Annotated in this window: 14 protein-coding genes; 8 read left to right on the forward strand and 6 right to left on the reverse strand. The window is 35.8% G+C overall.

The genetic code is table 11. The features are described from left to right. Positions 1–22: 22 nt before the first annotated feature. Positions 23–568: an NAD(P)H-dependent oxidoreductase gene (locus JQ841_RS04740; RefSeq protein ID WP_050262080.1), complete on the reverse strand. Its 546-nt coding sequence runs from the start codon at positions 566–568 to the stop codon at positions 23–25. Positions 569–1,026: 458 nt separating this feature from the next. Between JQ841_RS04740 and JQ841_RS04745 the strand changes: the two genes are divergently transcribed. From JQ841_RS04745 to JQ841_RS04780, 8 genes are read left to right on the forward strand one after another with little or no spacing between them, the layout of a single operon-like run. Next, the gene (locus JQ841_RS04745) at positions 1,027–1,326 is read left to right on the forward strand and encodes a hypothetical protein (protein WP_000869753.1); all 300 of its coding nucleotides are present in this window, start codon (positions 1,027–1,029) and stop codon (positions 1,324–1,326) included. Then, the gene (locus tag JQ841_RS04750) at positions 1,316–1,804 is read left to right on the forward strand and encodes a hypothetical protein (RefSeq protein WP_000093683.1); all 489 of its coding nucleotides are present in this window, start codon (positions 1,316–1,318) and stop codon (positions 1,802–1,804) included. Before JQ841_RS04745 ends, JQ841_RS04750 begins: the two co-directional genes overlap by 11 nt. After that, positions 1,804–3,681: a VirD4-like conjugal transfer protein, CD1115 family gene (locus JQ841_RS04755; RefSeq protein ID WP_203180293.1), complete on the forward strand. Its 1,878-nt coding sequence runs from the start codon at positions 1,804–1,806 to the stop codon at positions 3,679–3,681. The genes JQ841_RS04750 and JQ841_RS04755 overlap by 1 nt, the downstream gene beginning before the upstream one ends. A 20-nt stretch (positions 3,682–3,701) precedes the next feature. Continuing rightward, positions 3,702–3,944: a hypothetical protein gene (locus JQ841_RS04760; protein ID WP_000627865.1), complete on the forward strand. Its 243-nt coding sequence runs from the start codon at positions 3,702–3,704 to the stop codon at positions 3,942–3,944. 16 nt (positions 3,945–3,960) lie between these two features. Next, positions 3,961–4,815 (forward strand): VirB6/TrbL-like conjugal transfer protein, CD1112 family, encoded by an 855-nt coding sequence (locus JQ841_RS04765; protein ID WP_001054256.1) that lies wholly within the window; start codon positions 3,961–3,963, stop codon positions 4,813–4,815. A gap of 53 nt (positions 4,816–4,868) precedes the next feature. Further along, complete coding sequence (locus JQ841_RS04770) at positions 4,869–5,228, forward strand: PrgI family protein (protein ID WP_014713383.1); 360 nt, start codon at positions 4,869–4,871, stop codon at positions 5,226–5,228. Continuing rightward, on the forward strand, positions 5,179–7,536 hold the full coding sequence (locus JQ841_RS04775) for a VirB4-like conjugal transfer ATPase, CD1110 family (protein WP_203180274.1): 2,358 nt from the start codon (positions 5,179–5,181) through the stop codon (positions 7,534–7,536). Before JQ841_RS04770 ends, JQ841_RS04775 begins: the two co-directional genes overlap by 50 nt. Before the next feature lie 11 nt (positions 7,537–7,547). Next, on the forward strand, positions 7,548–10,361 hold the full coding sequence (locus JQ841_RS04780) for a phage tail tip lysozyme (protein WP_203180275.1): 2,814 nt from the start codon (positions 7,548–7,550) through the stop codon (positions 10,359–10,361). 34 nt (positions 10,362–10,395) lie between these two features. Here JQ841_RS04780 and JQ841_RS09925 read toward each other — a convergent pair whose 3' ends face one another. The 5 genes from JQ841_RS09925 to JQ841_RS04800 all read right to left on the reverse strand — a co-directional run bounded on the left by JQ841_RS09925 (position 10,396) and on the right by JQ841_RS04800 (position 12,651). Then, positions 10,396–10,659: a hypothetical protein gene (locus JQ841_RS09925; RefSeq protein ID WP_238395595.1), complete on the reverse strand. Its 264-nt coding sequence runs from the start codon at positions 10,657–10,659 to the stop codon at positions 10,396–10,398. A 35-nt stretch (positions 10,660–10,694) separates the two neighbouring features. Beyond that, the gene (locus JQ841_RS09930; RefSeq protein WP_238395596.1) at positions 10,695–11,003 is read right to left on the reverse strand and encodes a hypothetical protein; all 309 of its coding nucleotides are present in this window, start codon (positions 11,001–11,003) and stop codon (positions 10,695–10,697) included. Between the two features lies 1 nt (position 11,004). Next, positions 11,005–11,169, reverse strand: a complete 165-nt coding sequence (locus tag JQ841_RS04790) for a hypothetical protein (protein ID WP_000201399.1) — start codon at positions 11,167–11,169, stop codon at positions 11,005–11,007. A gap of 55 nt (positions 11,170–11,224) precedes the next feature. Beyond that, positions 11,225–11,488, reverse strand: a complete 264-nt coding sequence (locus JQ841_RS04795; protein ID WP_203180276.1) for a hypothetical protein — start codon at positions 11,486–11,488, stop codon at positions 11,225–11,227. Between the two features lie 656 nt (positions 11,489–12,144). Beyond that, a complete protein-coding gene (locus JQ841_RS04800; RefSeq protein WP_203180277.1) occupies positions 12,145–12,651 on the reverse strand; it encodes a YbhB/YbcL family Raf kinase inhibitor-like protein in 507 nt (168 codons plus the stop codon). Positions 12,652–12,760 lie beyond the last annotated feature (109 nt).

Below are 12,760 nucleotides of genomic sequence, written 5' to 3' on the forward strand. Positions count from 1 at the left end.
ACCTTTTTAATATTAAAACTAATTATTTGTTAATTTTGTCATCAATGTATTGTTCTAGTTTTGCTTTGTATTGTTCAAAGTTAGGTTTCTTTACTACATTATGAAATGATAAAGTTTCTCTTTGTGTAAATCCGCAAAACTCCATTGCTTTATGAAATGATATTAGAATTTCGTCTACACTTTTACCATTAAAAAATTCATTGGAATCATTAAAAGTATATTCTGGTGCATTCCATGTTGAAGATATAATATATTCTTTCCCTTTCATGAGTCCACCAGTTCCATATTTATCAGCAAATGAGTAAAACTGCCCATATTCAAATACATTATCAAGATACAATTTTAATTTCCCTGGAACATTAAACCAATAAATTGGGAATTGAAAAATAATTAGGTCAGCCCATAAAAACTTATTTCTTTCATCAATAATATCATATGATTCTACTGAAGATAGCTGTACATTATGATGATGCCGTAATTTATTTAAAAAAATATTGTATAAGCTAAAATTAAGTTCGCCTTTACAGAAATCATGTTTTTGATATCCGTTTACCAATAAGATGTTCATATTTAATTCCTCCTTCTATTAAAAATATCATTAATTAATATTTTTGTCAATATTTTTATTGAAAATAATTGAAAACAATGAAAAAACGTGAAAAAAACAAACTTAGTATATCTAAGTCAAGATTTTTGTACCGAAAAATATTAGTTTAATTGTGGTTTGAAAAATTGTTCAAGATTTTTTCAATCATATTTTCTATAAATAGGTAAATAGTAAACTGCATCCCATCAACCCCAAAAATGTGATAAAAATTTCAACTACTCTTATCTATAATAAAGTTACCTGTTCTTTGAAAATTGAATCCACTCCGTCTTGATTAGCGTGCCTGTGTAAGTAGGGACTGAGAGTATTTCCCTGTGAAGGGCAACTGGCACAAGACGTGTGTGAGAATTTTCTAACAGACACGGAGTTTATCGTTACCAGACTTAAACGATGCGACAAACTAGATAAAGGAGTTAATCATGAAGGTAGTAAACTTGTATGATTTGAAACAAATGGGAAATAAAGGTGGTTGTACCATCCAATTGATTCATCACTTTCCTTTTGGTATGGGCTTAGGACATCTCAAAAAAGACTACATTGAATTTAAACGTGTTGGTATCTTTGATGGGAAAGCAGTAGAAGTTACTCTTCGAGAACCTTATTCGAGAGATCTACTGCAGGTTGTCAAGTCGATTAAGCAACGTCAGAAATTGATAGCTTATCGTTATAAAGAAGGAAAGCTGCTATTTGTTAAGAAGGAGGCATCAGATGTCCTCTGAACAACAGGAACGAATGGCAGTTCAATATGCTGAGCGTAGTCTTTTATTTACTGTAAAAAGTCTTTTAAAGATTCTAGAATGGTCTAGACGTCAGGCTTTAGCACAAGATTCTGCCTATAAGGTAGGGGTGCAGAAATTAGAAGAATTGCTACAATCTCCTTATTCGATTGATACGATTAATCTGAAAAAAGATTTCTTAGACAAACCAATTGATATAGAGAAATTTAAAGCTTTTTTAGAAAAAGAAGAGATTCCTTTAGCCATCGCTTGGCAAGGAGATTCTCTGCATTTCTACACGAAAGACCGTTCGATTCTAGATAATCATTTAGACCATCTGTTAGAAAAAATGGTTAATGATCCGGAGAAATTAGCTGATTTTACCATGGATAAGTCATTAGACGATGCAATTGATGAGGCTAAATCCCAAATAACCTTTAGACAAGAAGGAGCCGTCAAACAGAAAGAGATGGTGAGATGATGTACAGTGGAAAGAAATTCCTACTATTCTCACTGTTAGGCATCTTACTAGGCTATCTTTTTCATCGTTTGACGCTTTTGTATGATTCCTATACTGGAGATACCCTAGATAAATGGACTTATCTCCTGATGGAAGGTCAAGATGAAGTTCTTCAGTCACCATGGAATGTTTCTTTTACTGGAAAATCAAGTGCTTTTTTTCTACTAGGTTTTGTGATGATGTTGCTGGTTTATCTCTATTTAGAGACTGGTAAAAAACAATACCGAGAAGGAGTAGAATATGGGAGCGCCCGTTTTGGAACTCTAAAAGAAAAGAAGCTCTTTTACGGTAAGGAATTTTCTCATGATACAATCTTAGCACAAGATGTTCGTTTGACATTATTAGATAAAAAACCACCCCAATATGATAGAAATAAGAATATTGCGGTGATCGGAGGTTCAGGAAGTGGGAAGACATTTCGCTTTGTGAAACCCAATCTGATTCAGATGAATAGTTCTAATATTGTAGTGGATCCTAAAGATCACTTGGCCGAAAAAACAGGCAAACTCTTTTTAGAACATGGCTACCAAGTAAAGGTATTAGATTTAGTCAATATGAAGAACTCAGATGGCTTCAATCCTTTTCGCTATATAGAGACAGAAAATGATTTGAATCGCATGCTGACGGTTTATTTTAATAACACCAAAGGCTCTGGCTCCCGTAGTGATCCATTTTGGGATGAAGCTTCTATGACTTTGGTTCGAGCTTTAGCCTCTTACTTGGTCGATTTCTATAATCCACCCAAAACAAGAGAACAGCTCATTGAAGAGAGTCGTTTGAGTCAAAAGGAATATCAAAACTTGTTGAAACGTCAAAAAAAAGAAGTGGAAGAGCGAAAAAAACGAGGGCGTTATCCAAGTTTTGCTGAAATTTCAAAACTCATTAAACACTTATCCAAGGGTGAAAACCAAGAAAAAAGTGTCTTAGAAATTCTATTTGAAAATTATGCTAAAAAGTATGGGACTGAAAATTTTACCATGCGAAATTGGGCAGATTTCCAAAATTATAAGGATAAGACTCTGGATTCTGTTATAGCTGTAACCACTGCTAAATTTGCCCTCTTCAATATTCAAAGTGTCATGGATTTGACCAAAAGAGATACCCTTGATATGAAGACATGGGGTAAGGAAAAATCAATGGTGTACTTAGTTATCCCAGATAACGATAGTACCTTTCGCTTTCTTTCAGCCCTCTTTTTTTCAACCGTATTTCAAACCCTAACAAGACAAGCAGATATTGATTTTAAGGGTCAATTGCCTCTTCATGTGAGAGTCTACTTAGATGAGTTCGCAAATATCGGAGAAATCCCAGATTTTGCTGAACAAACCTCAACAGTCCGTTCTCGGAATATGAGTCTCGTTCCCATTCTTCAAAATATTGCCCAACTTCAAGGGCTCTATAAAGAAAAAGACGCTTGGAAAACCATTCTTGGAAATTGTGATAGCTTAGTCTACTTAGGTGGTAATGATGAAGATACCTTTAAATTTATGAGTGGGTTACTCGGTAAACAAACCATTGATGTTCGAAATACGAGTCGTTCCTTTGGCCAGACAGGTTCAGGATCCCTTTCTCATCAAAAGATTGCTCGTGATTTAATGACACCTGATGAAGTCGGAAATATGAAACGGCATGAATGCCTGGTTCGAATTGCCAATATGCCTGTCTTTAAAAGTAAAAAGTACAATTCCATCAAGCATCCAAACTGGAAGTACCTAGCCAATCAAGAAACTGATGAACGGTGGTGGAACTATCAAATCAATCCTTTGAATCAAAGTCAAGAAAATCATCTTGAAGGCCTTAGAATTCGTGATTTAACTTTTGAATCTAGTTTAAAATAAAAATAGAAAAGAGGAAATAGATGATTACGCATTTTAAAGGTTTTGTTTATGGAGTAGACGCAAGTGCTATGTTTGCACAAGCTATGTCTTTGTTACAGAAGGGCTTGATTGCGGTTGGTGCCTTTCTCGTTGTTGTGGGGATTGTCAATCTTGCAACCAACATTAAAGATGGTGGACCAGGTGTTCGGAATGCCATTCTGGAAATTGTCGGTGGAGTTATGGTAGGGGCTGCTGGAGCCTTTGTAACCCAGATTTCTATTTAGGAGGATCAACAATGACATGAATCTTAGTTTAGTCTCACCCTTTGTTTACCTTGCATCTGAAAAAATATCAGCTGAAAATTTATTTGAAGGATTTAATGTAGATTTACAATCTACGGTAGATTTGATTAAATCTCTATCTAGCTATAACCCAACCGTTTGGACTTATATGTCTAGTATTACTAAAAGTGTCATGCAGCCTCTTGGAGTTGCGATTTTATCAGTTGTTCTCATCTTAGAATTTTCGAAGATGGCAAAGAAAATTGCGAACTCAGGAGGAGCGATGACCTTTGAAGCATTAGCGCCGATGTTGATTAGTTATATTATGGTCGCAGTTGTAATTACCAATACTACCGTTATTGTAGAAGCCATCATTGGGATTGCAAGTCACGCCATTGAACAAGTGGCCTCGATTGTGGCTCACGGTGGGGCAAAGTATGATACCATCTCTGGATTAAAAGGTTCAGGATTTATTGGCCGGATGATTGTGGGCTTTTTCGCCCTCCTCATTTGGCTAGTTCGGATAGTAAGTGCAGCCATGGTCAATCTTTTGGTATCTATTCGATTTATTCAACTCTACCTTATGATCCCATTTGCCCCTCTTACGATTCCAACATTTTTAAGTGATGAATGGAAGTCTATTGGTATTGGCTATTTAAAAAATATTATGGTCTATGCGGTACAAGGGGTTCTCATTTTTCTGATTGTTTCTCTTGTTCCTTTGTTTGAATCTGCTGGGAAAATAGCTGTTTCAAATGGTGCAGGAGTCCTGCAATCTCTTGCGATTATGTTTGGTAGTTTGATACAAGCTATCTTACTGATTATTGCCCTCGTTGGTTCTCAACGTACGGCTCGCTCAATTTTAGGTATGTAATTAGATAAAGGCTAGGAAGTGATTGCTTCTTAGCCTTTTTAGAAAGGAAAGTCATGAATACACGTGTCTTTAAAGATATCTCAAAATACCAACACAGGGCTTGGTTAGGTTTCACCACAAGACAAATCATCTTTGTTTTACCAGCCTTTATTGTCACAATTATTGTTTTGGGCTTGAATCTCTTTTTCTGGCAATTTGGAGATTGGTTTGTTTACGGTTTTGTGTTTGCTTTTACCATCCCCCTCATGCTTTTTGGAGTCTATAAACCCAATGATTTATATTTTGAACATTATTTGAAATACCGTCTTCATTTTGAATTAACGGTTCCCCTACGCACAATTACAGGAAAGAAAGGACCTGAACATGAAAAGAAAATCAAATACATTAAAGAAACAAAAAGCTTCAATGACTAATAAAAAGGAAGAAGTTAAAGGGAAAAAAGAGGAAATTTTACCCTCTACAGCGAATAGCCTTTCCTATCAAGCCCTGTATCAAAATGGTCTGATGCAGGTGAAAGAAGATTATTTCTCACAAAGCTATTTACTTGGTGATGTCAATTACCAGACAGTTGGTTTAGAAGATAAAGGCGCAATCATTGAGAAGTATTCTGATTTGATTAACTCCTTAGATGACCAAACCAACTTCCAATTGACCATCTTTAATAAAAGATTGAATTTAGAAAAGTTTAGACAGAGTGTTCTGTATGAGGAAAAAGAAGATGGGTATGATACCTATCGTAAAGAATTGAATCGGATGATGAATCAGAATTTAGACAGTGGTGAAAATAACTTTTCAGCTGTGAAACTGATTAGCTTTGGTAGAAAGGATTCTAATCCCAAACAAGCCTATCGTTCCCTGTCCCAAATAGGAGAATATTTCAAGAGTGGTTTTTCAGAAATTGATGCTCGCTTTGAATCCTTGGCTGGAGAAAACCGTGTGAACTTGTTGGCAGATATGCTTAGAGGAGAACACCATCTTCCGTTTTCTTACCGTGATTTAACGAGATCGGGTCAGACAACTCGTCACTTTATAGCTCCTAATCTCTTAGATTTCAAAAACAAGAATTACCTACAAATCAATGACCGCTTATTGCAGATTGTCTATGTCAGAGACTACGGTATGGAATTAGGAGATCAGTTTATCAGAGACCTCATGCAAGGAGATTTGGAATTGATTGTGAGCCTCCATGCTCAAAGTTCGACCAAGGCGGATGCCATGAAGAAACTACGAACAAAGAAGACCTTGATGGAATCCCAAAAGATAGGGGAACAACAAAAACTTGCTCGTACAGGTATCTATTTGGAAAAAGTAGGCCATGTATTAGAAAGCAATATCGATGAAGCTGAGGAACTCTTAAAAACCATGACAGAGACAGGAGATAAACTGTTTCAAACAGTCTTCTTGATTGGTGTTTTTGGTCAGGATGAAGAAGAACTCAAACAAGCCCTAGACACTATTCAACAAGTGGCCGGCTCAAATGACCTAATGATTGATAAACTTCCATATATGCAAGAAGCAGCCTTTAATAGTTTGCTGCCATTTGGTTGCGATTTTTTAGAGGGAGTATCACGGAGTTTATTAACGTCCAATGTAGCAGTGAACTCTCCTTGGACTTCAGTAGACTTACAAGACCGTAGTGGGAAATATTACGGTATCAATCAAATATCAAGTAATATTATTACCATTGATCGTAGCCTATTAAATACACCGTCTGGTCTGATTTTAGGAACATCTGGAGCTGGGAAAGGGATGGCAACCAAGCATGAAATTATCACGACCAAAATCAAGGAATCTGGTGAAAATACCGAAATTATCATCGTGGATCCAGAAGCAGAATACAGTGTCATTGGACGAGCTTTTGGGGGAGAAATGATTGATATTGCGCCCGATTCCCAAACTTATCTCAATGTCCTTGACTTGTCTGAGGAAAATATGGATGAAGATCCTGTAAAGGTAAAATCAGAATTTCTTTTATCCTTTATCGGCAAGTTATTGGATAGAAAAATGGATGGAAGAGAAAAATCGATTATCGACCGAGTCACTAGACTTACCTATCAGTCATTTAAAGAGCCTTCTTTGGAAGAATGGGTCTTTGTCTTGAGTCAACAACCAGAAGAAGAAGCGCAGAATTTGGCACTTGATATGGAACTGTATGTCGAAGGTTCTCTTGATATTTTTTCTCATAAGACCAATATTCAGACAGGATCTAATTTCTTGATTTATAACGTTAAGAAGTTAGGAGATGAGCTGAAACAAATCGCTCTTATGGTTGTTTTTGATCAGATATGGAATCGTGTCGTTCGGAATCAAAAATTAGGGAAGAAGACTTGGATTTATTTTGATGAGATGCAGCTTCTCTTACTAGATAAATATGCCAGTGATTTCTTCTTTAAATTGTGGAGTCGTGTCAGAAAATATGGAGCCAGTCCGACTGGGATAACTCAAAACGTCGAAACCTTATTGTTAGATCCAAATGGTAGACGGATTATTGCAAATAGTGAATTTATGATTCTCCTCAAGCAAGCAAAAAATGATAGAGAAGAACTGGTTCAACTCTTAGGCTTGTCAAAAGAACTCGAAAAATACCTAGTCAATCCAGAAAAAGGGGCAGGACTAATAAAAGCTGGTTCAGTTGTCGTTCCCTTTAAAAATAAGATTCCTCAAGGTACTCAATTGTTTGATATCATGAGTACGGATCCTGATAAAATGGCTTCTAACTAAGGGGAAGGTAAATGAAGGATAAAAGAGAAATCATACGTGCACGAAAGGCATTTAGAAGAAGTCTAAAAGATGAGAAGAAATTCTTGAAACAAGGAAAGAAGGAGGTGAGGAAACAGAAAAAAGATTCCGCTGTACTGGATGAAAAAGCATGGAAAAAAGAGATAAAAGAAAAGCTAGAGGAGATGAGAGAAGCTTCAAAGGAGAGAGTAAAACAAGCAAATGAAGACTACAATCATATTCTTCAAAATAGTCCTCCATCTCTTTTGAATCGCAAAGAATTAAGAGACAGACGATTACCTCATGCTAGGAAACGATTGAAAATAGCCAAGAAGCAATTTAGAGAAGCCAAGGTAGAAGCCAAAGAAGAAAGAAAAGAGAGTCGTAAAGAAAGAAAAACCAATCAAAAATTTCTCTACGGTCAGGAATCGAAACAAAAATCTAATTTTTTCTTTCAAGGGAAGAGTTTAGAAGAATTAAAAGCTAAGAAAGAAGTCAAGGCCGCAAAAGAGAATCTAAAATCTACTAAACAAGCCTATAAGTCCAAAAAAGTCAGTAGGAAAGCCAAATCCTTTCTCTATGTCCTTGGACGTGAAGGAGGAGAGTTAGCTTCAGAAAATGAAGATTTAGAAGGCTATCGCACACTTCAAGAGACAATTAGAAAAGGGAAACGCTACAGTCGGCTTTCTTATAATCTTGGAAAAGCTAGTGTCAAAACAGGACAAGTAACAGGGCGTTTTACCAAAAAAAGACTGATCAACACAAAAGAGCGATACCATCATTTTAAGGATGGAAAAGGATGGAAACTAGCGAAAGAGAATCCAAGTTCCTTTAAAAATCGGTTTCGAAAATTAAAGAAACAAGGTCTTACAAGTGTCCGAAATATCTATCAAAAACTAAAAGCAGCCTTTTCCTTCTTTACATTTGCGGCTGGAAATCCTGCAACCTGGATAGTTGGAGGATTGGTCTTTCTTCTCTTACTTATGATGAGCTTCTTTTTAGGATTTTCATCTGCTAGTTTGATTCAACAAGATGAATTTGAATTAACAAAAGCTTATACCCACCTAACTTGGGAAGACGCAGAACATACCCGAACCAATGACAAAGGAATTACCTATTACACAAAAGTTGATGATGTGATGGGGTATATGAACTTTAAATTCCATGACTATGAGTTACACAAACCAGTTCACTTATTTAGTTCAGAAACTTACAAGGATTATCTATCTACTCTGTGGCATGATTTAAACGATGGGGATGATTTGAAATCCATGCAAGACCTCTATGAAACTCCTAAGTATAAACTATCAAAAGACGATCAAGAGGAAATAAAGGAACTAAAAGAAGAGGGTGTATATGCTTCTATGCAGGAATTGGACAATCCATTTGAGGGGAAAAGCAATGAAGATAGTCTAACCATGACTTATCGTTATGGATACTATGATTTAGACGGAAAACCTACCCTTCAGGAGTACATTCTATTAGAAGCGAAGGCTCACCAAACGATTGTCGCACCAATGGATGGAGTTGTATCTCTAGATGGCGACAATGTTATTCTCACTAACGGAAAAGGAGAGAATGAGAGTCGATTGACCTTGTATTCTATTCATAATGGCCGTGCGATAGAGGGGACGAGAGTTTTAACTGGGGATGCTATTGGTGAGACACCAGACGATACAGGTTTAAAAGTTTCCTATCAAAAGTATAAGAACAAGAAAGAAAAATTGGTGTATGTCAATCCGCAATTTTATTTTCCAAAAGTCATTCAACTTCAGACCACTATCTTACCTGCAATTGGTCAGTTTGGTGGGGATGAGTTTGAACGAGCAAAACATATTTATGAGTTTTTGAAATCTCAAGGAGCAAGTCCCCAAGCTATTGCGGCTATTTTAGGAAATTGGTCGGTAGAGTCTTCTATCAATCCTAAACGAGCTGAAGGAGATTATTTATCTCCTCCAGTTGGCGCTACCGATTCCTCATGGGATGATGAAAGCTGGTTAGCGATAGGAGGGCCAGCCATTTATGGAGGAGCTTATCCTAATATTCTTCATAGAGGTTTGGGGTTAGGGCAATGGACAGATACCGCAGATGGGTCAACACGTCATACAGCCTTGTTGAATTATGCACGCACCCAAAATAAGAAATGGTATGATTTAGACCTCCAACTTGATTTTATGCTTCATGGGGATAGTCCTTACTATCAAAGTTGGTTAAAGGATTTCTTTAAAAATACGGGCAGTGCAGCCAATCTCGCCCAACTCTTCCTCACCTATTGGGAGGGAAATTCCGGTGACAAACTACTGGAAAGACAAACCAGAGCCACGGAATGGTATTACCAAATTGAAAAAGGCTTTAGCCAAACAAATGGAGGACAGGCAAAGAGTGACCCGCAATCCCTTGAAGGTGTTCGTGGGGACTTGTATGATCATTCTGTTCCTGGTGGTGGAGATGGTATGGCCTATGCCTATGGACAATGTACATGGGGTGTTGCGGCTCGTATGAATCAATTAGGCTTAAAATTAAAAGGAAGTAATGGAGAGAAGATTTCAATCATTAATACCATGGGAAATGGTCAGGACTGGGTTGCGACAGCTTCAAGTCTTGGTGGGGAAACGGGCTCTACACCAAAAGCAGGTGCCATTGTTTCTTTTGTAGGAGGTACACATGGGACACCAGCAGACTATGGTCATGTGGCTTTTGTCGAGAAAGTATATGATGATGGTTCTTTCCTTGTGTCTGAGACAAACTATGGGGGTAATCCTAACTATACCTTTAGAAAAATCTCTCAAGCAGATAGTGCCATTAGTTTTGCCTATACAACGAAATAAAAAAATCATGTCATCAGTTTAGGTGACATGATTCTTATTTTTTATAGAGTGACATATTTAATGCCATAGGCTGATAACTTACTTGATGATCGTCTTTAATCAATTGACTGTAAGCAACAAATCCGAACTGTTCATAAAATTGAATGACTTTAGGATGATTGATACTATCTAAAAATACCATCTGAGTTCCTACAATTGCTCGAAATTCTTCAATTTTTTGAATTACAATTTCAAATAACTCTTGTCCTGATAGTTTATTTAGCTTTGTGTTTTTTCCGAATTGACCGATAAGTAACACAGGGAGATAATCAATATTTTTGGGACTTTTCCCTTTTAGGACGAGTTCCTTTTTAAGGATTTCTCTAAATCAGAAATATCAACAACTTTGAGAGATAAACTAAAGAATCCTATGATGTTATTTGTTTCAGTTTCTTCAACGATAAAATTACGAGAACGATGTTGTTTTTCAAAATTGGGAGCTTTATCAGATAGATAAGTCAACATCTCTTCATTACCGTTGAAATCAACATTTTCTAAAATGATAGTTTTAAATAGCTCCTGAACTTGTTTCTCAGTTTTATCAGGAGCCAGCACTTGAATATTTTCAAGATATTGCTTAAGTGGTGTTACTTGAATTGTCATCTTACAGATACTTTGAAATGAGTTTATTTTTCGTTGGAGCGGTAGCGTCCTGTGATTCAATAGATTTCAAGACTGCTTGTAGCTTTTTAGATGGTTTATGATTAAGAATTTTTAGAGCATCTTCGTTTGTTAGTTTTATATCACGTGTTAAACTGATTGTAGCCATTTGTTCTACCTCCTGTTTCTACTTAAATTCATTATAGCTTATTTTGAACAAAAGTTCAATCTGAAGATAGTGTATGTTTTCTATAGTGTATAAATCCAAAATAAGTTTTTCTCTTGCGTTTGTAGCTCATATTCGTTAGAATAATGGTGTAGATGAGTGGTCGGCTCATGGTCAATCTGATAGTAATCTTGGACATAAGGGCCAAGCGGTGGCGGACACCAGAACGAAATCCGATAGTAATCTTGGACGTAAGGGCCAAGCGGTGGCAGACACCAGAATAAACCGACCGACTAGGTGGCTTACAGGTTCTGTAAGCCATCTTTTTTACTTTAATAGTAATGTTTTATATTTTAAGGAGAACGAAGTTTTGGCTCGTTCTCTTTTTTGTTGATGATATGCTCCAAACAACCTACACTGTAGAATATTAAGAAAATAGGATACTATAGGTTTAAATTAAATGTATAAGATAAATAGTTGGATTAGTAAAAGTTTCAAGTCTGATAAGAACAATATTACATTTCATACAACTGAATGTATATATTTTATAAGAGAGAGGGTTGCTTGGTTGGGAAAATCATTCAAAATACAGTTATAAGAATTTTAATAAGTTAATAAGAATGAAAGTGTGATATTTCTTTTTCAATAATCTTCTAAATGTATTAAAATTAAGCTTTCCACTTATGTATTCTGCTAATAAACTTCAATACATTTCAATAGATTTTCAAATTTTGGTGGGGATTTTTATTATACTTTGTACGAGCTTTTCAATACCCTATCCCAACCTTTAAAATCCCTCAAGTTATTTACTCAAGGGATTTTTTATCTGCTTTTTTCATACTCAAACATTCAGTCTAACTGTTTGATTTTCTTTGTGAATAACTCCCCTAAAAATAGTAGATTTAGCTACTTTACTGGTTTTACAAGATAATAACAAGACCTAAACGTTTAATTTATTTAGGTTTACCAATCATGACTTTAACATTTTCCAATAAGGTCTAACTCAACCGTACCCAAAGTTAAATCCTTTACTTTATTTAGTAATTCATTAACCCAAAAGCCATTTTTAAGTCCTGTTTTCTCTGATAATGCAAACACTTTCAAAGTATAGTTATGGTCTCGATCAGGTGGAGTCGGTCCAACAAACATTGTATCAATTTCAGAAAAATCACCATCTAAAAATTGACTAGAAAAACTATTTTTACCTTGAATTAATTGACCAATTCGGCTCATATTTTCTTCAATCTGAATACTATCTCCATTAACTTTTAAATCAGCAACGCTCCAATGAATCCAAGGAAAAGAGCAAACAGCAATGGCATCATAATCAATAAGAGTAAAAGCGATATATTCAGTACCTTTGGGTAAATTATCAACTTCAAAAGCAAAAGAACGAACCGGATTTCCTTGCATTATATCTTCCCTTTTTGCTTCCTTTCCAAACTCCTTTGGTAAAATATTATTAAATGTTGTTTTAATTTTCATTTTTACCTCACTCCTTATTTTATTAGATAAGAGCTCTTATCTTTAATAATATGGTATACTATATCAAGGTATTTTAAAATTTGAAAAAAGTTTAGAAATCATTAAGAAA

The organism is Streptococcus mitis (genome assembly GCF_905187535.1).
Lineage (GTDB): Bacteria > Bacillota > Bacilli > Lactobacillales > Streptococcaceae > Streptococcus > Streptococcus mitis_BS.

Bases quoted from the DNA above. Each gene is read 5' to 3' on its own strand.
- JQ841_RS04740 (WP_050262080.1), bottom strand. From the start codon at position 568: ATGAACATCTTATTGGTAAACGGATATCAAAAACATGATTTCTGTAAA.
- JQ841_RS04745 (WP_000869753.1), top strand. From the start codon at position 1,027: ATGAAGGTAGTAAACTTGTATGATTTGAAACAAATGGGAAATAAAGGT.
- JQ841_RS04750 (WP_000093683.1), top strand. From the start codon at position 1,316: ATGTCCTCTGAACAACAGGAACGAATGGCAGTTCAATATGCTGAGCGT.
- JQ841_RS04755 (WP_203180293.1), top strand. From the start codon at position 1,804: ATGTACAGTGGAAAGAAATTCCTACTATTCTCACTGTTAGGCATCTTA.
- JQ841_RS04760 (WP_000627865.1), top strand. From the start codon at position 3,702: ATGATTACGCATTTTAAAGGTTTTGTTTATGGAGTAGACGCAAGTGCT.
- JQ841_RS04765 (WP_001054256.1), top strand. From the start codon at position 3,961: ATGAATCTTAGTTTAGTCTCACCCTTTGTTTACCTTGCATCTGAAAAA.
- JQ841_RS04770 (WP_014713383.1), top strand. From the start codon at position 4,869: ATGAATACACGTGTCTTTAAAGATATCTCAAAATACCAACACAGGGCT.
- JQ841_RS04775 (WP_203180274.1), top strand. From the start codon at position 5,179: ATGAAAAGAAAATCAAATACATTAAAGAAACAAAAAGCTTCAATGACT.
- JQ841_RS04780 (WP_203180275.1), top strand. From the start codon at position 7,548: ATGAAGGATAAAAGAGAAATCATACGTGCACGAAAGGCATTTAGAAGA.
- JQ841_RS09930 (WP_238395596.1), bottom strand. From the start codon at position 11,003: ATGACAATTCAAGTAACACCACTTAAGCAATATCTTGAAAATATTCAA.
- JQ841_RS04790 (WP_000201399.1), bottom strand. From the start codon at position 11,169: ATGGCTACAATCAGTTTAACACGTGATATAAAACTAACAAACGAAGAT.
- JQ841_RS04795 (WP_203180276.1), bottom strand. From the start codon at position 11,488: ATGGCTTACAGAACCTGTAAGCCACCTAGTCGGTCGGTTTATTCTGGT.
- JQ841_RS04800 (WP_203180277.1), bottom strand. From the start codon at position 12,651: ATGAAAATTAAAACAACATTTAATAATATTTTACCAAAGGAGTTTGGA.